The following is a 21,159-nucleotide window of genomic DNA, read 5'->3' as shown; positions in this document are numbered from 1 at the left end:
GACGAGTCAGCGGTGAGCAGAGCTCAGGTCGACGACGTCCTCACCGTCGACCACCTCGTGCGCCGGTTCGGCGACCTGGTCGCCGTCGACGACGTCTCGTTTCGCATCGCGCCGGGGGAGACCTACGGGTTGCTCGGGCCCAATGGGGCGGGCAAGACGACGGCGATCTCGATGATCGCTGGCCTGTTGCGCGCCGACGGTGGTTCGGTCACGGTGGCGGGCCACGCGATGGCGCCGGACGCGGTGGAGCCGAAGCGGCACCTGGGGTTGGTGCCGCAGGACCTGGCGATCTACCCGGAGCTGACGGCCAAGGAGAACCTGCGGTTCTTCGGCAAGCTCCAGGGGCTCCGCGGCGCCGAGCTGACGCAGCGGGTGCAGGAGGTGCTCGACCTCATCGGGCTGGCCGACCGGGCGAAGGACCGCGCCAAGGAATACTCCGGCGGCATGAAGCGCCGGCTCAACATCGGTGTCGGCCTGCTGCACAAACCTGAGCTGCTGATCCTCGACGAGCCCACCGTGGGCGTCGACCCGCAGTCACGCAACTCGATCCTGGAGTCCGTCGAGGCGCTCTCGGTCGAGGGCATGGCGGTGCTCTACACGACCCACTACATGGAGGAGGCCGAGCGGCTCTGCGACCGCATCGGCATCATCGACTCCGGTCGTCTCGCGGCCGAGGGCACCCGCGACGAGCTCATCCAGCTCACCGGCGGCACCGACACCATCCGGCTCGGTGGCAGCGGTGACCTGACCGCGGCGGCCGCGCGGCTGCGGGAGCACCCCGGCGTCGAGCAGGTCGACGCCGACCGCGCCGGACTCACGCTCACCGTGCGCGACGCCCCCACCCTCGTCGCCGCGCTCGTCGGCGTCGCCACCGACTCCGGCGTACGCCTCGCGGACGTGGAGATCACTCGGCCCGACCTCGAGTCGGTCTTCCTGCACGTCACCGGCAAGGCCCTGAGGAACTGAGGCGACCGACCGTGCGAGCGCTCGCGACCCTCACCCTCAACGACCTCCTCCAGGGGCTGCGCGACAAGTCCGTCATCCTCTTCGGCCTCGTCGTGCCGTTGGCCCTGATGTTCGTCTTCAACCTCGTCTTCGGCAGCACCGACGACCGCGAGTTCCGCCCCGTCACCGTCGCCGTCTCCGCGCCCGAGGGCGACGAGGTCGCCGCCACCGTCACCACGGCCCTCGAGAGCCTCGACGGGATCGGCCTCGACGTCACCGTCGACCGCCTCGACGAGGAGTCGGCGCGCGCGCTCGACACCGGCGACGAGGCCGGGCTGGCAATGCTCTTTCCCGACGACACGACCGCCGACGTCACTGCCGGGCGCCCCGTCACCGTCGAGGTGCTGGAGGGCGACTCCGCCGGCCTGGAGGGCAGCATCGTGGTCACGGTCGTCGACACCGTGCTCCAGCAGTACGCCCGCGGCACCGTCGCTGCGTATGCGGGAGCCTCCGTCGGCATCGACCCCGCAGACCTGGAGGCGGTCGCCCGCGAGGCCGCGACCGGCGGACCGGCCTACGACCTAGAGAGCGCCGAGGCCAGCAACGAGCAGCTCTCCGCCGGCGCCGCCCTGGTCGCCGGGCAGGCCGGCCTCTTCCTGCTCTTCACCGTCAGCTTCGGCGTCACCAGCCTCCTCGTCGAACGGGAGAACGGCACCCTGGCCCGGTTGCGCTCCCTGCCGATCCGCGGTGGCGGCATCGTGCTCGCCAAGGCGCTCGTCAGCTTCTTCACCGGGGTGATCTCGACGTCGGTGCTGCTGGCTGCCGGCGGCTACTTCTTCGACGCCGACTTCGGCTCCCTGCCCGTCGTTGCCGCCCTCGTCGTGGCCGCCTGCGCGGCCGCCACCTCACTGATGTTCCTCGTCGTCCGGGTCGCGGCGACGAGTGAGCAGGCCAGCATCGCCACGTCGATCTTCGCCGTCGTGCTCGGCATCGGCGGCGGGGCGTTCTTCCCGATCTCCACCGACTCGCCGATGGTCTCCCGCCTCCTCGACCTCAACCCGGTCGCCGCCCTGATGCGCGGTCTGGGGATCACCTCGGGCGGGGGCGGCATCAGCGACGTGACCACCCCGCTGCTGACGATGGTGGCCTTCGCGCTCGTCGTCGCCGCGGTCTCCCGGCTGGTGCCCGACCGAGGAGCGATGGCATGAGCAGCGTCCTCACCGTCGCCGGCCTCGAGCTGAAGCGCTTCCTGCGCGACCGCTCCAACATCTTCTTCGTCTTCATCTTCCCGCTGCTGCTCGTCGGCATGATCGGCCTCCAGTTCGGGGAGGGCGCCACCTCCGGCCGCGTCGCCGTCGTCGGCATGGGCGGTGCGCTGACCGAACGCCTCACCGACCAGCTCGAGGCGCAGGACGTCGTCGTCTCCACCCCCACCTGGGAGGAGGCCGAGGCCCGCCTCGCCCGCGGGCGCCTCGACGCGGCCGTCCGCATCGACGACGCCGACGAGGAGGCCGCCGCGAGCGGTGACGCGGTCGCGCTCGAGCTCGTACGCGGCTCCTCGACGTCGGCGCAGGTCGTCGAGCAGGAGCTGCGTGCCGCCCTCGACGCCGTACGCTCCGAGCGCGCCCAACGTGCGGCGCTCGAGTCGCAGGGGGTCTCCGAGGCGGAGGCCACCGAGGCGCTGGCAGAGGCCCGCGCCCTGGCGGTCGCGCCGCGGGTCGAGATCACCTCGACCGACGAGTTCAGCAGGGAGTTCGACTCCCTGGGGCAGTTCGACTACGGCGCGTCGGGCCAGCTGCTGCTCTTCGTCTTCCTCACCACCCTCTCGGGCGCGACGACGATGATCCAGGCCCGCCGCCTCGGGGTGGTGCGACGGATGCTGTCGACGCCGATGACGTCGACCCAGCTGATCCTCGGCAGCACCCTGGGCCGTTGGGCGCTCGGCCTCTTCCAGGGCGCCTACATCATGGCCGCCTCCTCCCTGCTCTTCGGTGTGCAGTGGGGCAACCTGGCGTTGGCCGTCCTCGTGGTCGCTGTCTTCGCCCTCGTCGCGGCCGGGGCGGCGATGCTGCTCGGCACGCTGGTGGAGAACGAGGGCCCGGCCGTCGGGGTCGCTGTCGGTGGGGGACTGGTGCTCGCCGCGTTGGGTGGCTCGATGTTTCCCCTCGACCTCTTCCCCGAGACGATGCGCCGCGTCGCCAACGCGGTGCCGCACGCCTGGGGCTCGGAGGCCTTCGCCGACCTCCAGCGCCGCGGGGGAGGACTGGTCGACATCGCCCCTGAGCTGGGTGTGCTGGCGGCGATGGCCGCGGTGCTGCTCGCACTGGGGGCGTGGTCGCTGCGGCGCTCGCTGGCCCGCGCCATGTGAGTTCTCCCGAAACCGTCGGCGCGTCGGGGCACCATGGGTGCAGGGGTCGGACGAGCCAGGGAGGGCAGCATGGTCAGGTTGGTGCCGGAGGAGCCGAACTTCGTCACGCAGTCGGAGCGCGAGGTCTGGCAACGGTTGCGCGACCAGCTCGGCGACGACGACGTGTTGATGGCGGGCGTCTGGGTTACCGACACCGACGGTGACTACGAGGCCGACCTGGTCGTCGCGATGCCGGGCACGGGGATCTGCGTGATCGAGGTCAAGGGCGCCGGGGTCTGCCACGACGACGACGGCTGGTGGATGGAGCACGACGGTGAGCGGCGTCCCGTCGACCCCGTCGCCCAGGCGCGGAAGGCCAAGCACGGGCTCAAGCGACACGTCGAGCACCAGCCCCGCTGGGGCTCGCGGGGTCACGTCGCGTGGGGCCACGGCGTCATCACCCCTTATACGGCGTTCGGCCCCGACTTCCAGCTGCCCGACCTGCCGCGGTGGGCCCTGCAAGACAAGAACGACCTGGACACCCTGGTGGGGCGGTTGCGACGCAACCTGACCAACCTGCAGCACGGCCAACGTCCGCCCGACCACGACGACGTCGAGGCACTCGTCGACGCCCTCACCGGTCCGGTCACTGTGCCGGCGATGGCCGACTACTCCGACGAGCGCGCGGCGGCGCTCGACCACCTCACCGACGAGCAGGCCATGCTGCTGCGCGTCACCCGCCTGCTCCACCGGGTCGAGGTGCGCGGGGGCGCCGGCAGCGGCAAGACGGTGCTCGCGCTGCAGCAGGCCAAGGAGCTGACCCGTGGCGGCAACGGTCGCCCGGGTCAGCGCGTGGCCCTGCTCTGCTACTCGATCGGTCTGGCCGAGTTCCTCAAGACCCAGGTCGAGTCTTGGGACCGCAGGCACCGGCCTGCCTTCGTCGGCACCTACCACGAGTTCGGCCGGCAATGGGGCGCCCCGGAGGGCGAGCGCACCGACAGCGCCTTCTGGGAGGAGGAGCTGCCCCGCCTGATGGCCGACCTCGCAGCCGAGCAGCCGCACGGCAAGAAGTACGACGCGATCGTCGTCGACGAGGCCCAGGACTTCGCCGACTCCTGGTGGGCCGCCGTGACGGGCGCGCTGCGCGACGAGGAACAGGGCGGGCTCTACGTCTTCTCCGACGAGAACCAGCGCATCTTCGGCCGGTTCGGGCGCCCGCCCGTGCCGCTGGTGCCTCTCGTCCTGGACCACAACCTGCGCAACACCAAGCAGATCCACGAGGCCTTCGGGCCGCTCGCGCCGAGCCGGATGTACTCCCGCGGTGGCGAGGGGCCGGAGGTGCGCTTCGTGCCCTGCGCCAGCGACGAGGCCCTTGAGGTCGCCGACGACGAGGTCGACTCCCTGCTCGACGCCGGTTGGGAGCCCGGCCACGTGGCCCTCGTGACCACCGGCAAGCGCCACCCCGTGCAGGTCGAGCGCACCGACTTCCACGGCCAGGTCGGCTACTGGAAGACGTGGTGGCACGACGAGGTCTTCTATGGCCACGTGCTCGGCTGCAAGGGGCTCGAGCGCCGCGCCGTGGTGCTCTGCGTCAACGAGACCGGCAGCCAGGATCGCGGCAGGGAGCGGTTGTACGTCGGCATGTCGCGTGCCACCGACGTGCTGGTGGTCGTCGGTGACCCGACCGTCATCGAGACCATGGGCGGCCCCTCGGTCGCCCGCCGTCTCGGGATCACGCAGGAGGAGAAGGCATGACCGACGTGACGCTCGTGCGCGGTGACATCACCGCCCAGCAGGTCGACGCCGTGGTCAACGCGGCCAACAATGCCATGCGCGGCGGCGGGGGCGTCGACGGCGCCATCCACGCCGCCGGAGGCCCCGAGGTGCTGGCCGACTGCGTGCGCCGTTTCCCCGACGGGCTCGCCACCGGTGACGCCGGCTGGACCACCGCCGGTGCGATGCCGGCACGGTGGATCATCCACACCGTGGGGCCCGACCGCCGCCGCGGCCAGACCGACCCTGAGCTCCTGGCGTCCTGCTACCGCCGGTGCCTCGAGGTCGCCGACGAACTGGGCGCGGCCACGGTCGCCTTCCCGCTGGTCAGCGCCGGCGTCTACGGCTGGAGACTCGACGACGCGGCGCGGATCGCCGTGCAGACGCTGCGGACCGTGCCCACCGGCGTACGGGAGGCCCGGTTGGTCGCCTTCGGCGACGCCGCCCACCAGGCGATCGACAGGTGGATCAGGACTTCTCGACCAGCGACAGGATGACGTCGCCGGCGGCGTTCTTCAGCTCCAGCTCGGCCGGGTCGTCGCCCCCGGCGCCGTCGACCTCGAAGGAGGCGACCTTCTTGAGGGTCTCGACCAGCCGGCCCTCCTGGTCCATCAGCTCGGCCGGACCGGGCTTCAAGTTGGTGGCGACCTCCTCGAAGGTCAGTCCACCTTCGTCGTCGGACGTGTAACCGCCACGCAGGTCGCTGACGCCGCCGTTGCCCCCGAGCCGACCGTCGCGCAACGACACCGTGATCTCGGCGGACCCCTTGACGCCCTCGTCCTCACCGAACTCGGTGAGCTTCCAGGTGCCTTCGAGATGGTCGGGATCGGTGCTGCCGCCGCACGCAGCGAGAGGGAGGAGGAGAGCCAACACAGCGAGGCTCACCCAGCGACGTCGATCCATCTCATCTCCTTCGCACTGCCCGTGGTCACACCAGCGGGGCTCAGCCTAGACCGTGGCGGTCCTCGGACGTGCAGCAACTGGCGAACCGTGCTCGCTGACCCCGAACCGGGCGTGGATCCGCTTCATCGCAGGCGGCGCCCACCAGTTCCAGCGGCCCATCATCGTCATGGTCGCGGGCACGATGACCATGCGCACCAGGGTCGCGTCGATGGCGACGGCCACCGCGAGCGCAACGCCGGTCTGCTTGATCACCGCCATCTCCCCGACCGCGAAGCCAGCGAAGACGATGATCATGATGAGGGCGGCCGAGGTGATGATCCGCCCCGAACGCTGCAACCCCAGACGCACCGCCGTGTTGTCGTCGTGTCCCTCCTCGTGCAGCTCGATGATCCGGGCCAGCAGGAAGACCTCGTAGTCCATCGACAACCCGAAGCCGAACGCCAGGACCATCAGCGGGATCACCGACTCGACCCCCTGGGTCGACTCGAATCCGAGCAGCCCCTCGAGGTTGCCGTACTGGAAGACCCAGACCAGGACCCCGAGGCTCGCGCCGAGCGACACGACGTTGAGCAGCAACGCCTTGAGGGGGATCACCACGCTCCCCGTCAGCAGGAAGAGCAGGAGGAAGGTGGCGCCCGCGATCCACAGCACCGCCCACGGTGCGCGGTCGCGCAGCGAGTCGGTGAAGTCGTCCAACGAGGCGGCCGAACCGGTCGTCCACGTCGGGTAGTCGGTCTCCCTGTCGCGTGCGTCGGAGGCCACGTCCCGGGCTCGCTCGCCCATCGGGCCGCCCGGGGTGAAGAGGTTGACCACGACCAGCCCGGAGCCGTTGGGCTTCAGGCCCGCGGCGTCGACGTCCTTCGGCGCCGGTCCGAGGCGGCGTACGATCGGCTTGCGGCTCATCTCCCCGGGCGCGGAGAGCCGCTTGGCCAACTTCCTGGCCTGGGGCAGCGAGGCCTGGGCGACCACGCTGACGGTGGGGGTCGACACGATCGGGAAGTCGCGGTCGAGCTTCTCGAAGAAGATTCGTTGATCGGCGTCGGCCGGCAACATCTCGACGCTGGCCGAGGTGAGACGCAGGTCCAGGGCCGGCAGCGCGATGACCATCAACATGCCCACGCTCACCGCGGTGGTCCACCCGGGCCGACGCTGCACGACCACGGCCAGCCGGCTGAAGACCCCTTCCTCGGGCGCGTCCTCCACGCCGTGACGGTTGCCCAGACGCTTCGCGCCCATGGCGCAGAGCGCGGGCACCAGGGTCAGCGCCACCAGCAGCGCCACCCCGACCACCGCGACCCCGGCCGCACCGATGGCGCGCACGATGGGAGCGTCGAAGATGAGCAGCCCTGACAGCGCGATGCCGACGATCAGTCCGGAGAACAGGATCGTCCGCCCGGACGTCGCGACGGCGGCGGCCACCGCCTCGGTGATGTCATGCCCGTCGAGGTCGGCCGCCGGGACTCCCGGCGCGGCGCGGGACAGCTCCTCGCGGAAGCGACTGACCAGCAGGAGGCCGTAGTCGATGCACAGGGCCAGGCCCATCACCGTCACGATGTTGACGACCGGGGGGTCCAACGCCATCACGTGGGAGAAGCCGAAGAGCAACGTCATGGCCCCCGAGATGGCGGCGACCGCCCCCGCAATCGGCAACCCGGCGGCGACGAAACCGCCGAAGACGAAGAGCATCAACAGCAGCGACAGCGGCATCGCGACGCCCTCGCCGACCTTGAGGTCGTGCTTGACCTGGTCGACGATGCCCTCCACGAGGAGGCTCTGGCCGCCGACCTCGAGATCGGTCACCAGCGGGGCCAGCAGGTTGGAGGTGGGTCCACGCAGCTCGGCGGTGATCTCCTTCTGCAGGTCACTGCCCAGCTCGTCGCCGGCCTCGACAGCGATCAGGAACCGGCCACTCTCCGGGTCGTGGTCGCCGACCAGCGCCCACGCCTCGGGAGCCTTCGGCCACCCCGGGTGTGTCATCGGGGCCGAGATCTGCCCGACCCCGTCGATCTGGCGGAGCCGGGTGACGGCGGCGCGGACCTTCAGCGTCAACTCGGGGTTGGTCAGGTCGGCGCCGTCGACCCGCAGGATGACCGGCACTCCGCTCTTGTCGCTCGACGCGATCAGGTGGCGACCGGTGATCGACTGGCCCGGGGCGAGGGTGTCGCCGGTCTCCAGCCGCTCGAAGAGAGACGAGCCGCCGAGCAGGCCCAGGCTGGTCGCGAATCCGACGACCACCAGGACCGACCAGGTGAGCACGTACGACACGTGGTGGACCGCGGCATTGCGGCCGAGGCGTTGGAGCAGGGGTTCGAGCCGCGCCCTGTGCCGCCCGGGATGGCGACGAACCTTGTGCCTGCTCACCTTCTCCACCTTGGCAGCGGACGGCGAGGTGACCGCGGGGCGACCACAATGTGACCCACGGGTAACACCCACCGGTAACAAGTGGGGTCTTGTGATCAGGCGGGGCGATCCTCCAGGGCGACGGGCGAGCCGTGCTCACTGACTCCGACGCGAGCGTGAACCCGCTTCAGCCACCGGGGCGCCCACCAGTTCCACCGACCCAGCATCGTCATGGTCGCCGGTACGACCACCATGCGGACCAGGGTGGCGTCGATGAAGACAGCCACGGCGAGCGCGACGCCGGTCTCCTTGATGATCAACATCTGGCCTGCCGCGAATCCGGAGAAGACGATCACCATGATCATCGCCGCCGAGGTGATGATGCGCCCGGAGCGTTGCAGGCCCAGCCGCACGGCGGTGTCGTCGTCGATCCCCTGCTCGTGCAGCTCGATGATCCGGGCGAGCAGGAAGACCTCGTAGTCCATCGACAACCCGAACCCGAACGCCAGCACCAGCAACGGGATCACCGACTCCACGCCGCCCACCGACTCGAAGCGCAGCAGCCACGACAGGTGTCCGTCCTGGAAGATCCACACCAGGATCCCGATGCTGGCCCCGAGCGAGACGACGTTGAGCAGCAACGCCTTGACCGGGATGACCACGCTGCCGGTCAGCAGGAAGAGGAGCACGAAGGTCGCGCCCGCGATCCACAGCACCGCCCACGGCGCCCGTTCGAGCACGGAGTCGGTGAAGTCCGCCAGCGACGCCGCCTGCCCTGCCGTCCAGGTGGGGAAGCCCGGGTCGGTGCCGCGCAGCTCCGCGGCCACGTCACGCGCCGCGTCGTCCATCGACCCGCCCGCGGTCAGCAGGTCGACGCGGTGAAGGTCCGGCCCCTCGGGGTCGAGCCCGTCTGCCTCCACGTCGCTCGGGGGAGGGCCCAGCCGCTCGACGGGCTGCACCGCCTTCACGAGCGGGTGCCCGGCGAGCTCGTCGGCCCACGCCTCGACCTCGGCCCGCGGTGCCTGCGCCACCACGGTGACCGTCGGCGTGGCGAGCAGCGGGAAGTCACGGTCGAGTTCCTCGAAGAAGACCCGCTGCTCGGCCCGCGGCGGCAAGAGCTCGACGCCCGAGGCGTTCAGGCGCAGGTCCAGGGCCGGCCACGCGAGCCCGAGGAGCACCGCCACGCTCACCACGGTGGTCAGCCCCGGTCGACGCTGCACCCGGCGGGCGAGTCGGCTGAAGAGGCCTTCGTCGGGAGCGGCCTCGGCGCCCCTGCGTCGACCGAGGCGCCGTGCCCCCAGCGCGCAGAGCGCCGGCACCAGGGTGAGGGCGACCGCGAGCGCCACCACGACCACCGAGACGCCGGCGGCGCCGATGGCGCGCACCACCGGGGCCTCGAAGACCATCAGCCCCGACAACGAGATGCCGACGATCACCGCCGAGAAGAAGACCGTACGCCCGGCGGTCGCCACGGCGCCCCCGACGGCGTCCTCGACCTGCTGGGGGGTCAGGTCGGCCGGCAGCACGCCGGGGGCCACCCGGCCCAGCTCCTCGCGGAAGCGGCTCACCAGCAGCAGTCCGTAGTCGATGCAGAGAGCCAACCCCATGACGGTGACGATGTTGACGACCGTGGCGTCCAGGTCGATGACCCACGAAAAGCCGAAGAGCATCGCCAGCGCCCCCGAGATCGAGGCGATCGCGCCCACGATCGGCATCCCCGCGGCGACGAACCCACCGAAGACGACGATCATCAGCAGCAGCGACAACGGCAGCGCCACGCCCTCGCCGACAGCCAGGTCGGTCTTGATCTGACCGACGATGTCGTCGACGAGCAACCCGGTGCCACCGATCCGGATGTCGTCGGCGTGTGGCGCGATGAAGTAGCTGGCCGGGCCGCGCAGCTCGCCCAGCACCTCGCGCTGGACCGCACCTCCGATCTCGGTGCCGGCCTCGACCACGATGAGGAAGCGTCCCGACTCGGGGTCGTTGTCGCCGACCAACGCCCAGGCGCGTGGTGCGCGGGGCCACCCGGGGTGGCTCATCGGCGACGAGACGCGACCGACGCCCTCGATCGCCTCGAGCCGCTCCACGGCGGCTCGCACGGCCAGCGTCAGCTCCGGGTCGGTGAAGTCGACTCCCTCGACCCGCATGAGCAGCGGCAGGGCGCTCTCGTCGGTCGCGGTGACCAGGTCGCGGGCCTGGGTGGCCTGCCCCGGCGCGACGATGTCGCCGGTCTCCAGACGGTCGAAGAGCGACGGGCCGCCGAGGAGACCCAGGCTGGTCGCGAAGCCCACGACGACCAGCACGACCCACGCCACGACGTAGGCGACCCGGTGCCTGGTGGCGTGGCGGCCCAGCCGCAGCAGCAGGGGCGCGTCGGAGCGTTCACGGTCCACGGCGTACACAGTGGCAGGCGCCGCTCGTCGGTGGGAACGGCTACGGTGAGATCCACTCGGGTGACGCGCGACACAGGAGGCGCACGATGGGTGCCATCGGATGAGCCCCGCGGACGTGCCTCATGACGCTCCGCTGCACCTCGTCTTCATGGGGGTCTCCGGCTCCGGCAAGAGCACGGCCATGCTGGCGGTGCGTGACCTGCTCGGCTGGGAGAGCGCCGAGGGAGACGACTTCCACCCACCGGCCAACGTGGCCAAGATGGCGTCCGGTCGCCCGCTGACCGACGCCGACCGGTGGGGATGGCTGGAGTCCTTGGCCGCGTGGACCAAGGAGCGTGACGACGCCGGCACCCCCACGTTGATCAGCTGCTCGGCGCTGCGCCGCTCCTACCGGGACGTGCTCCGCCGCGGCGGCGAGCGGACCTTCTTCGTGCACCTGGTGGGAGACAAGGGCCTGTTGCTGCAGCGCATGGAGAGCCGCGAGCACTTCATGCCCTCGACGCTGCTGGAGTCGCAGCTCGACACTCTCGAGCAGCTCCAGCCCGACGAGGACGGCATGGTCGTCGACGTCGCCCACCCGCCGTCGCTCATCGGCGCCCTGGTGCTGGCCCGGCTCGACCTCGAGCCGCAGGAGCCGCCAGCCGTGCGCTGACGACGGCGGGGCGCCGGGGCGTACGCCTCAGTCGCCCTCGTCGCTGGCGATCGCCTCCTCGGGGCGTCGGGGCAGTTCGGTCTCGATCCAGTCGCGGGCGGCGTCGAAGATGTCGACCTCCTCGCCGGCCTCCTCCGAGAGGCGCCAGCGGTGCTCCATGATCTCGTGGAAGCGCTCGGCCGGCTCCAGCTTGCCGCTGGCCTGCGGCGGCACCATCGCGGTGATCGGCTCGTAGACCCCCTGCAGCCAACGGGCTGCCACCACGTGCCGGTCCTCGCGGCCCAGATCGTGGGAGGCGGTGTAGGCGGCGATGTCGTTGAGCAACCGCCGGGCCTGGTTCTCCTCGACGCCCAGGCCGGTGAGGCCCTGCAGCTCACGCGAGTGGTGGCCCAGCTCGACGACCTTGGGCTGGATCTCGATCCGTTCGCCGTCGTAGTCGGTGACGATGTCGAGCTCGTCGACGTCGAACCCCAGCTCGTTGAGACGCTCGATGCGTTGCTCGATGCGCCACATCTCCTCCAGCCCGAACTCCTCGATGCCCGTGAGCTCACCCATCAGGGCGGAGTAGCGCTCGTGCAGCATCGCGACCACGGCCGCCGGGTCGAGGTCTCCGGCCACCCGGCCCGAGGCCTGGAGGTCCATCAGCTCGGCGAAGATGTTCTCCCCACCCACGGTCAGGTCGTGCTCGCGCATCCGGTCGCTGATCGAGTCGTGCAGCTCGCCGGTCTCGGCATCGACGAGGTAGGCGGCAAACTCTCCAGCGTTGCGCCGGAAGAGCACGTTGCTCAGCGACACGTCACCCCAGTAGAAGCCGGTCAGGTGCAGGCGGGCCAGCAGCACCACGATCGCGTCGACCAGCGCCGGGACCCGCTCGGCGGTCACCCCGTGGCTGAAGAGGCTGCGGTAGGGCAGCGAGTAGGCGAGGTGCTCGGTCATCAGCGCCGCCGGCAGCGGCTCCCCGGCCCGGGACGTACGCCCGGTGACGACGCCCTGTGGCTTCACCGCCGGCAGCTGCAGCTTGTGCAGGTCACGCAGCATCCGGTACTCGGCGAACGCGATCGGCTCCTGGGTCTCCTTGACCGCGTAGACGCGCGTGCCGAGGCGGACGATGCGCACCACGTGGCGCGAGAGGCCGCGGGGGAGGGGCACGACGAACTCGTCGCCCCACTCCTCCAGCGGCAGGTGCCAGGGCAGTCTGACGACGGCCGGGTCCGGCCTCGATGCCACGATCCGCAGCGCCATCCGAGCAGCGTAGAGGGCTGACGGTCACCGGCGCACCTGACGCACTAGGATCGAGCGCGCGTTCGGCGCCAGCCGGCCGCACGCCGCGTTAGCTCAGTTGGCAGAGCACCGTACTTGTAATACGGATGTCGTCGGTTCGATTCCGACACGCGGCTCCATCGGCGGCACCTGCGCGCCATACCTAATTTGATACATGTCACTGGGGCGAAACGTATCCGCCCGGAGCCTGGGCGTTCTACCGTGGAGGGGTCACCGAACCCCCACTCGGCGACCTCCCCGACCTGCGGCGTGGCTCGACCGTCGCGAAGGAACGCCCGTGCTCCTCCACCGTGCCCTCTCCTACCTTGCGGCGACCACCGTTCTCCTGGCGCTCGCCTCGCCCCCGCAGGACGTCGTCGCCCGCTCCGCCGACGCCGCGTCGCGTACGACCGTGGCCGCCGACCGCGTGGTCACCGCCGCCCCCTCCGGCGACCACACCGCGCGCGGCACGAAGGTCATGCGCGCTGGGAGCAGCAGCTCCGAGCTGGCCGGCACCTGGGGCGTCTACCAAGGTCCCGCCGACATGGCGTGGAGCGCCTACGACAAGGCGTCCAAGTCTCGCAAGCGCGAGCTGCAGTGGTTCATCGACCAGCCGCGCGCCGGCTGGATGGGCGCCTGGATCCCCGACCGGGAGATCGCGGCCCGCACCAGGAAGTACATCGAGCTCTCCCAGCACGGCGACCCCGAGGCGCTGGTGCAGATGACGATCTTCCGGATGGATCCTTGGTACACCGCATCGCAGACGCAGGTGCCCACGAAGAAGCAGGTCCGTTCCTACAAGCGCTGGATCCGTCGCTCGGCGCGCGCCATCGGCGACACCCCGACCGCGCTCATGCTCCAGCCCGACGCGACCTTCCTGCGCACCGTGCCGAACTTCAAGAAGTCCGCCGGCCTGATCCGCTTCGCCGCGAAGCGCTACGGCGCGCTGCCGAACACCCGCGTCTACCTGGAGACCGGTGGCTGGGACTGGCCCGCGCCCGGGCAGGGCGGCGTCGACGAGGCCGTACGTCTGTTGGCGGCGATGGGCATGCGGCACGCGGACGGCGTCGTCACCAACACCACGCACTACAACCGCACCGAGTGGGACGTGCGGCGCATCGCCGACATCGTCCGCGCCTTCGAGGCGCGCGGGACCACTGGCCTCAAGGGCATCGTCAACACCTCGTCGAACGGCAACGGGTTCGAGTTCGGCCGCTACGACGGGCCGGACCCCGACCATGCACGCGTCTGCCGCAAGCCCGGGCAGCGAGGCATGTGCGTCACTCTCGGCATCCCGCCGACCACCGACGTCGCTCACCCCGCCTGGGGCCTCGACGAGGAGACCCGGGCGCTGGCCGAGCAGTACGTCGACGCCTACATGTGGGTCGGTCGGCCCTGGCTGAAGCGGCAGAACTCGCCCTTCATGATGCGGCGGACCCGCCACCTGGTCGCCAGCTCGCCCTTCCGGGGGATGTGACCTCCGCCGAGAAGACGCCTCAGCGGACCCGCTTCACCTCGAACTGCATCCGGGGGGTGGCGAAGACGTCCTGCGACTGGATGAGCCGCAGCTCGCGCTCGCCGGAGTCGAGGGTGGCCTGCAGCAGGTCGAAGACGCTCGACGTCGTGGCAGCCAGCGCCTCGGCCAGCGAGCCGGTCTCGTGCAGGTGGGCGGTGAAGAGCGCCGCCGTCACGTCGCCCGAGCCGTTGGCCTTGAAGGGCAGGTGCGGGGTCTGCACGATCCACGCCGACTCGCGGGTCACGGCCATCATCTCGATGGTGCCCTCGGGGCGGTCGGGCCGCTCCACGCTGGTCACCAGCACCGTGCTCGGACCCATGTCCATCGCCAGGTCGGCGGCGGCCAGGGTGGACTCGAGGTCGGTCGGCTCGGTGCCGGTCAGGAAGCCCAGCTCGAACTGGTTGGGCGTGATCGTGTCCGCGACCGGGATGACCTTCTCGCGGATGATCGGCGGGATGCTCGGGTCGACGAAGCAGCCCGACTTCGCGTTGCCCATCACCGGGTCGCAGGTGTAGCGCGCCGCCGGGTGGAGCTCCTTGGTGCGCTTCACCGCGTCGACGATGACGTCGGCGATGCCCGCCCCGCCCTGGTAGCCCGACAGGATCGCGTCGACCTGCGCGAGCCCGCCGCGGTCCTCGATGCCCTGGATCACCGCGCGGACGTCCTCGGGCGCGATCAGCGGGCCACCCCAGGCGCCGTAGCCGGTGTGGTTGGAGAAGTTGACCGTGTGCACCGGCCAGACCTCGTGGCCCCGGCGCTGGAGCGGGAAGACCGCGGCGGAGTTGCCGACGTGTCCGTAGGCGACGTGGGACTGGATCGAGAGGATCTTCACCCGGCGATTGTAGGTCGCCTCACGCGACCTGCAGCGAGCGCTTCGACAGGCCCATCCAGAAGCCGTCGATCTGCTGGGCGCCGGGCTCGTCGGCCTTCGTCGCGGCGCCGAGCGTCACGAAGAGCGGCGTGTAGTGCTCGACCGTCGGGTGGGCGTACGGCATGCCGGGGGCGGCGGTGCGGTACTTCGACAGCTCGTCCACGTCGCCGCGCGCCATCGCCTCCGCGGCCCACGCGTCGAAGTCGACCGACCAGCCGGGCGGGGCCGCCTCGATGCGGAACTCCTTGAGGAAGGGCAGGCCGTGGGTGAGGAACCCCGAGCCGATGATCAGGACGCCCTCGTCGCGCAGCGGACGCAGCCGCTCGCCCAGCGTCATCAAGGTGGCCGGGTCGTGCGTGGGCAGCGACATCTGCACGACGGGGATGTCGGCGTCGGGATACATGATCTTGAGGGGCACCCAGGCGCCGTGGTCGAGGCCGCGGCTGCGGTGCTGGTGCACCGGCACGCCGTGGGGCATCATCGCCGCGATCCGGTCCGACAGGCTCGTGGAGTCCGGGGTGTCGTAGCGCATGTTGTAGTACTTCGGCGCGAAGCCGCCGAAGTCGTAGACCAGCTCGGCGCCGCTGGCACTGAGGCTGATCGGGGCTGCCTCCCAGTGAGCCGAGACGATCAGGATCGCCGTCGGGCGCGGCAGGTCGGTGGCCCACTGCTTCAGCTCGCCCGACCAGATCGGGTCGTCGAGGAGCGGCGGGGCGCCGTGGCCGATGAAGAGGGCGGGCATGCGAGTCATGTCATCCATAATGGTTCAATATTCAACATTATTCCAGTCGCCAGTCGACGGGCGGTCCGCCCTGCTCCTCCAGCATCGCACCGGCACGACTGAAGGGTCGAGAGCCGAAGAAGCCCCGTGAGGCCGACAGCGGCGAGGGGTGCGCCGACTCGATGACCGGGATCGTGCCCAGGCTCGCTCGTGCCCGCTGCGCGTCCCGGCCCCACAGGATCGCCACGCACGGGCCCCCGCGCGCGGCCAGGGCGCGCAGCGCGGCATCGGTGACGGCCTCCCAGCCGCGTCCCCGGTGCGAGCCCGCCGCACCCGGCGTCACCGTGAGCACCCGGTTGAGCAGCAGCACGCCCTGGTCAGCCCAGGGCCGCAGGTCACCGTGGGAGGCACGCGGGATGCCGAGGTCGGCCTCGAGCTCGCGGTAGATGTTGGCCAGGCTGCGCGGCAGCGGGCGTACGTCCGGAGCCACCGCGAAGCTCAACCCGATCGGGTGCCCCGGGGTGGGGTAGGGGTCCTGGCCCAGGATGACGACGCGCACGTCTGCCAACGGTCGCCGGAACGCCTCCAGGATCGACTCGGGCGCCGGCAGGTAGCCGCGACCCGCCGCGACCTCGGCGCACAGGAAGGTGCCCAGCTCGCGCAGCTCGGACTCGACCGGGGCCAGGGCCACCGCCCAGTCCGCGGCCACCAAGCCGCGGCGCACCAGCTCGTCGAGGGTCTCCACCGGTCGCCTCAGGTCGGCGAGCCGGGCGGGGCAGGAGCGACGGGCGTCGGTGCGGCGGCGCGCACCGGGCGGGCGAGCCGCTCGAGGAAGGCGACCAGCAGCGCCTCGCGCACCACCGGCGAAGCCCTGTCCAGCACGGCGTTGACCCGCGCCATCCGCTCGGGCAGCACCACCGCACCCCCGGGGTCGGTCGGCAGCCCTGCGGCAGCGAGCACCGCGTCGAACTCCGCGGGGCCCATGGCGCGCGGGTTGAGCGAGTCGACCACCTCGAGCACACCCGGGTCGACGACCACCGGGCCGGCAGCCACCGCGGCGGCCACCGACTCCTCGAGGTCGAGGAGGAAGCGGTCGACGACCGGCAGTGAGTTCGCGCCGACCGCGAGGTGCAGCGTGGGAGGACGGCCACGGAACGACATCTGCGGCTTCACCGACCAGTCGCGGCTCACCAGCTCGTCGCGCAAGGTGAAGACGTCCATGGTGTCGTCGCAGCCGATCGCGACCAGCGTGGAGTCCGGGGTGGCGGCGACGTGCAGCTGCGGGATCTCGCGCACCCCGGCGACCACCCGGTCCATCGCCTCCAACGCGTGGTCGGCGCACCGGCGCTGCCTCTGGGGCGACACACGTGTCACCACCGCCCACAACCCTGCCAGCGGTGCGGGGGAGCGGGTGGAGAGCATCGTGGTGTTGAGCATGGTGGCGCCCGGCCACCGGGCCGAGGCGTAGAACTGGTGGTGCCGGATCCGGTCGGAGCGGTGCACCAGCAGCGCGGTGCCCTCCGGGGCATGGGGGTGGGTGTCGAGCGAGACCGAGGTGACGCCGGCGACCCGGAAGTCCCACAGCGGCACGTCGCGGCCCGCGCTCTCCGCGTACGGCAGGGCCCACCCGCCGACCCCCGCGTCGACGTGGCAGCGCACCCGCCTGACCCGCGCGCCCTCGGCGATCGCCGCGACCGGGTCGACCACGCCGTGGGCGTGGGAGGGGGCGGAGACGACCACCAGCACCGTCGTGGCATCCATCGCGCGCACCATCGCGACCGGGTCGGGGCGCTGGTCCTCGCCCACCGGCACCACCATCGTGCGCACCCCCAGGTGGTGGGCGGCCTGGTGGAACTCGGGGTGCACCGTCTCCGGCACCACGATCGAGGGTGAGATCACCTCGGGGCGCGAGTCCCGCGCCGCCAGCACGGCCAGCATCACGGCCTCGGCCAGGTCGGCGGTCACCGTGCCCACCGCCTCGGGCGGTGCGTGCAGCAGGTCGGCCACCCAGCCGACGACGTCGTTCTCCATCGCCACCACCGTCGGGAAGGTGGTCGTCTCTGCACCGAACGCCCCGGCGTACGCCGCCAGGGCGTCGCGACCCACCTGCTCGACCTCGTCGACGCCGGCGTCGCGACCGCGTTGCCCGGGGACGTTGAGGGCGTGCGTACCGTCGATCAACGTCTCGCCCGCCTGCAGGGCGCTCCAGCTCGTCGTCGCGGCGTGGGCCGTGCTCACCTCGCCGGCACCGTGGGTCATGTCCCCGACACTAGGCCTCTCCTGGTCACCGCGTCAGTCAATGCGCCGCGCCAGGGGGAGTCGACCTCGCCCTGAGGGGGTAGACCTGTGGTCATGACCCGTCTCACACCCCGATCCGTCGCCGGACTGGCCGCCGCAGCCCTGGGAGGGGTGGTCGTCCACGACCTCACCCAGCGCAAGCACGCGCTCCTGCGCAACTTCCCCGTGATCGGCCACTTCCGCTACTGGGTGGAGACCGTCGGACCCGAGCTGCGGCAGTACATCGTGACCAGCAACGACGAGGAACGACCCTTCTCGCGCGACCAGCGCAGCTGGATCTACGCCAGCTCCAAGGGAGAGAACAACTACGTCGGCTTCGGCACCGACAACGACGTCGAGCGGGTGCCCGGCTATCCGGTCGTGAAGCACCGGACCTTCGCGGGGGAGGGGGCTGCCACCGCGCCGCACGGCGATGAGGGGGTCCCGGTGCCCTCCGCCAAGGTCCTCGGTGGCCCGCGCGGTCGCCGTCACGCCTTCCGGCCCGCCTCCGTGGTCAACGTCTCCGGGATGAGCTTCGGGGCGCTGTCCGCCCCCGCCATCCGCGCGCTCAACGAGGGCGCGGCCAAGGTGGGCTGCCTGCAGAACACCGGCGAGGGGTCGATCGCCCCGGCGCATCGCCACGGTGGCGACCTGGTCTTCCAGATCGGCACCGCCTACTTCGGCTGCCGCGACGAACGCGGCCGCTTCGACCTCGCCCGCCTCGTCGACCTGGTGCAGTCCGCCCCGGTGCGCGCCATCGAGGTCAAGCTCTCGCAGGGCGCCAAGCCCGGCCTCGGCGGCATGCTGCCCGGCGCAAAGGTCGACGAGACGATCGCGGAGATCCGCGGCATCCCGGTGGGGGTCGACTGCGCCTCGCCCAGCCGCCACACCGCCTTCGGTGACGTCGACTCGATGCTCGACTTCGTCGAGATGGTCGCCGACGCCACCGGCCTGCCCGTGGGCATCAAGTCGGCGGTCGGCAACCTCGAGTTCTGGGACGAGCTGGCCGACCAGATGGGTCCTCGCACCCGAGGGGTCGACTTCGTCAACGTCGACGGCGGAGAGGGCGGCACCGGTGCCGCGCCGATGATCTTCGCCGACTCCGTCGCCTACCCCTTCCGCATCGGGTTCTCGGAGGTCTACCGACGCTTCGCGCGGGCCGGACTGACCGACGACCTGACCTTCATCGGCGCCGGCAAGCTCGGGCTCGCGGAGAACGCGCTGGTCGCCTTCGCCCTCGGCGCCGACATGGTCAACGTCGGCCGCGAGGCCATGCTCGCGATCGGGTGCATCCAGGCCCAGAAGTGCCACACCGACCACTGCCCCGTGGGGGTGGCGACGCAGAACCCGCGCTACACCCGCGGCCTCGACCCGGAGCTGAAGAAGGACCGACTGGCCAACTACGTCCTGGCCCTGCGCCGCGACCTGCTGAAGGTCTCGGAGGCCGTCGGCGTCCCGCACCCCGGCCTCATCGGCCCCGACGACATCGACATCCTCGACGGCCAGCGCGCGGCCGTCGGGCTGCGCGAGCTCTACGACTACGAACCTGGGTGGGGCGAGCTCGGCCCGGCCGTGCGCAGAGAGCTGCTGCCCCTCCTCCAGGGCTGAGCCGCCTCCCGGGTCCTTGGCGGAAGCCGGTCAGCCGAGGTCGCCGAGGAAGGTGGCGGCCCAGCGGGCGACGTCGTGCTCCTTGACCTGGGCCCGCATGGCGCGCATCCGGCGACGTCGGTCCTCCGGGGTGGCGCGGCTCGCCTCGAGCAGGGCGTTCTTCATGCCGTTGATGTCGTACGGGTTGACCATCCAGGCCTGACGCAGCTCATGGGCAGCCCCGGCGAACTCAGAGAGCACCAGCGCGCCCTCGTCGTCGAACTTGCACGCCACGTATTCCTTGGCGACGAGGTTCATGCCGTCGCGCAGGGGCGTCACCACCATCACGTCGGCGGCCCGGTAGAGGGCAGCCATCTCCTCGCGCGGGAAGGAGACGTGCTGGTAGTCGATGACCGGGCGCCCCAGTGGGCCGTAGTCGCCGTTGACCCGGCCGACGAGCATGTCGATCTCGTCGCGCAGGCGCCGGTACTGCTCGACCCGTTCGCGCGACGGCGTCGCGACCTGCACGAAGACGCACTCCTCGACGTCGAGGTCGCCCGAGGCGATGAGCTCCGAGTACGCCCGCAGGCGAGCGGTGATGCCCTTGGTGTAGTCGAGGCGGTCGACGCCCAGGAAGACCGTACGCGGGTTGCCGAGGCTCTCGCGGATCTCGGCCACCCGCTTCTCCGTCGCCTCCGAGCGCGCCAGCGTCTCGAACTCCTCGGTGTCGATGGAGATCGGGTAGGCGGCGGCCCGCACGATCCTCCCGTCGGGCAGGAAGACCCGGTCGCCGCGGGTCTCGTGGCCGACGCGCTCGTGCACGAGGCGCACGAAGTTGGCCGCCCCGCCGGGCAGCTGGAAGCCGATCAGGTCGGCTCCGAGCAGGCCCTCGAGGATCTCGCGGCGCCACGGCAGCTGGAGGAAGAGCTCGACGGGCGGGAAGGGGATGTGCAGGTAGAACCCGATCTTGAGGTCGGGACGCAGGTCGCGCAGCATCCGCGGCACGAGCTGCAGCTGGTAGTCCTGCACCCAGACGGTCGCGCCGGGCGCGGCCACCTCGGCGGCCTTCTCGGTGAAGCGACGGTTGACCTCGACGTAGGACTCCCACCACTCCCGGTGGAAGGCGGGCGTGGCCACCACGTCGTGGTAGAGCGGCCAGAGGGTGGCGTTGGAGAAGCCTTCGTAGAACTCCTCCACCTCCTCCGCGCTCAGGGGCACGGGCACCAAGGTGAGGCCGTCGGAGACGAACGGCTCGATCTCCTGGTCCACGCCCCCGGGCCACCCCACCCAGGCGCCGTGGTGCTGGCGCAGCACCGGCTCCAGGGCCGTCACCAGGCCGCCCGGCGAGCGACGCCACGTGCTCGAGCCGTCGGGCGCAGTCACCTCGTCGACGGGCAGCCGGTTGGCCACGATCACGAGCTCTGCCGTGCCGAGTTCAGTCGCGAGGTCAGTCACGCGCTCACCCTATCCATCCCGCGAAGCGGAAAAACGCGGAAGACGGGTCGTCTCGCGACATGCCGTCGCCCCCGCTCCTGCGACTTGAATGACATCGTTGTGGTTCGTCACCTACA

The 21,159-nt window shown here is 71.1% G+C and carries 17 protein-coding genes and 1 tRNA gene; 9 read left to right on the top strand and 9 right to left on the bottom strand.

Annotation, left to right across the window (positions count from 1 at the left end; all coding sequences use genetic code 11):
* Window positions 1–12: 12 nt before the first annotated feature.
* From IEQ44_RS10270 to IEQ44_RS10250, 5 genes are all read left to right on the top strand, one after another.
* Complete coding sequence (locus IEQ44_RS10270; protein ID WP_193638356.1) at window positions 13–966, top strand: ABC transporter ATP-binding protein; 954 nt, start codon at window positions 13–15, stop codon at window positions 964–966.
* Window positions 967–977: 11 nt separating this feature from the next.
* Complete coding sequence (locus tag IEQ44_RS10265; RefSeq protein ID WP_193638355.1) at window positions 978–2,153, top strand: ABC transporter permease; 1,176 nt, start codon at window positions 978–980, stop codon at window positions 2,151–2,153.
* Entirely contained in the window at window positions 2,150–3,313 is a 1,164-nt protein-coding gene (locus IEQ44_RS10260) for an ABC transporter permease (RefSeq protein WP_193638354.1), read from the top strand. Before IEQ44_RS10265 ends, IEQ44_RS10260 begins: the two co-directional genes overlap by 4 nt.
* A 69-nt stretch (window positions 3,314–3,382) precedes the next feature.
* On the top strand, window positions 3,383–5,047 hold the full coding sequence (locus tag IEQ44_RS10255; protein WP_193638353.1) for a nuclease-related domain-containing DEAD/DEAH box helicase: 1,665 nt from the start codon (window positions 3,383–3,385) through the stop codon (window positions 5,045–5,047).
* Window positions 5,044–5,562 carry an O-acetyl-ADP-ribose deacetylase gene (locus tag IEQ44_RS10250; protein ID WP_193638352.1) on the top strand — a complete coding sequence of 173 codons (519 nt, stop codon included), beginning with the start codon at window positions 5,044–5,046 and terminating at the stop codon, window positions 5,560–5,562. The genes IEQ44_RS10255 and IEQ44_RS10250 overlap by 4 nt, the downstream gene beginning before the upstream one ends.
* On the opposite strand, the gene IEQ44_RS10245 is transcribed toward IEQ44_RS10250, so the two are convergent.
* From IEQ44_RS10245 to IEQ44_RS10235, 3 genes are all read right to left on the bottom strand, one after another.
* Window positions 5,534–5,968, bottom strand: coding sequence for an META domain-containing protein (locus tag IEQ44_RS10245; RefSeq protein ID WP_193638351.1), 435 nt, complete (start codon window positions 5,966–5,968; stop codon window positions 5,534–5,536). The genes IEQ44_RS10250 and IEQ44_RS10245 overlap by 29 nt on opposite strands.
* Window positions 5,969–6,013: 45 nt before the next feature.
* Complete coding sequence (locus IEQ44_RS10240; protein WP_193638350.1) at window positions 6,014–8,329, bottom strand: MMPL family transporter; 2,316 nt, start codon at window positions 8,327–8,329, stop codon at window positions 6,014–6,016.
* A gap of 95 nt (window positions 8,330–8,424) precedes the next feature.
* On the bottom strand, window positions 8,425–10,704 hold the full coding sequence (locus IEQ44_RS10235; RefSeq protein WP_319804609.1) for an MMPL family transporter: 2,280 nt from the start codon (window positions 10,702–10,704) through the stop codon (window positions 8,425–8,427).
* Between the two features lie 100 nt (window positions 10,705–10,804).
* Between IEQ44_RS10235 and IEQ44_RS10230 the strand changes: the two genes are divergently transcribed.
* Complete coding sequence (locus IEQ44_RS10230; RefSeq protein ID WP_193638349.1) at window positions 10,805–11,356, top strand: gluconokinase; 552 nt, start codon at window positions 10,805–10,807, stop codon at window positions 11,354–11,356.
* Between the two features lie 27 nt (window positions 11,357–11,383).
* Here IEQ44_RS10230 and IEQ44_RS10225 read toward each other — a convergent pair whose 3' ends face one another.
* Window positions 11,384–12,598: a DUF4032 domain-containing protein gene (locus tag IEQ44_RS10225; protein WP_193638348.1), complete on the bottom strand. Its 1,215-nt coding sequence runs from the start codon at window positions 12,596–12,598 to the stop codon at window positions 11,384–11,386.
* An 82-nt stretch (window positions 12,599–12,680) separates the two neighbouring features.
* Here IEQ44_RS10225 and IEQ44_RS10220 point away from each other — a divergent pair.
* Both IEQ44_RS10220 and IEQ44_RS10215 read left to right on the top strand, forming a co-directional pair.
* Window positions 12,681–12,756, top strand: a tRNA-Thr gene (locus tag IEQ44_RS10220).
* 158 nt (window positions 12,757–12,914) lie between these two features.
* A complete protein-coding gene (locus tag IEQ44_RS10215) occupies window positions 12,915–14,093 on the top strand; it encodes a glycoside hydrolase family 6 protein (RefSeq protein WP_193638347.1) in 1,179 nt (392 codons plus the stop codon).
* Between the two features lie 19 nt (window positions 14,094–14,112).
* Here IEQ44_RS10215 and pdxY read toward each other — a convergent pair whose 3' ends face one another.
* The 4 genes from pdxY to IEQ44_RS10195 are packed head-to-tail and all read right to left on the bottom strand — an operon-like array spanning window position 14,113 to window position 17,983.
* Complete coding sequence (gene pdxY / locus IEQ44_RS10210; RefSeq protein WP_193638346.1) at window positions 14,113–14,964, bottom strand: pyridoxal kinase PdxY; 852 nt, start codon at window positions 14,962–14,964, stop codon at window positions 14,113–14,115.
* A gap of 19 nt (window positions 14,965–14,983) precedes the next feature.
* Window positions 14,984–15,754, bottom strand: coding sequence for a dioxygenase family protein (locus IEQ44_RS10205; protein ID WP_227487241.1), 771 nt, complete (start codon window positions 15,752–15,754; stop codon window positions 14,984–14,986).
* Between the two features lie 28 nt (window positions 15,755–15,782).
* Entirely contained in the window at window positions 15,783–16,469 is a 687-nt protein-coding gene (locus IEQ44_RS10200) for a uracil-DNA glycosylase (RefSeq protein ID WP_319804608.1), read from the bottom strand.
* 8 nt (window positions 16,470–16,477) lie between these two features.
* The gene (locus IEQ44_RS10195) at window positions 16,478–17,983 is read right to left on the bottom strand and encodes an aminotransferase class V-fold PLP-dependent enzyme (RefSeq protein ID WP_193638345.1); all 1,506 of its coding nucleotides are present in this window, start codon (window positions 17,981–17,983) and stop codon (window positions 16,478–16,480) included.
* Between the two features lie 93 nt (window positions 17,984–18,076).
* On the opposite strand from IEQ44_RS10195, the gene IEQ44_RS10190 reads away from it, so the two are divergent.
* Window positions 18,077–19,609 carry an FMN-binding glutamate synthase family protein gene (locus IEQ44_RS10190; protein WP_193638344.1) on the top strand — a complete coding sequence of 511 codons (1,533 nt, stop codon included), beginning with the start codon at window positions 18,077–18,079 and terminating at the stop codon, window positions 19,607–19,609.
* A 30-nt stretch (window positions 19,610–19,639) separates the two neighbouring features.
* Here IEQ44_RS10190 and IEQ44_RS10185 read toward each other — a convergent pair whose 3' ends face one another.
* Window positions 19,640–21,043, bottom strand: coding sequence for an alpha,alpha-trehalose-phosphate synthase (UDP-forming) (locus IEQ44_RS10185; RefSeq protein ID WP_193638343.1), 1,404 nt, complete (start codon window positions 21,041–21,043; stop codon window positions 19,640–19,642).
* Window positions 21,044–21,159: the final 116 nt, after the last annotated feature.

Origin of the sequence: Nocardioides malaquae (assembly GCF_015070385.1) — a bacterium.
Classification (GTDB): Bacteria; Actinomycetota; Actinomycetes; order Propionibacteriales; family Nocardioidaceae; genus Nocardioides; species Nocardioides malaquae.
The sequence above is the reverse complement of the archived record's forward strand: the minus strand, read 5'-3'. Positions and strand labels throughout refer to the sequence as shown.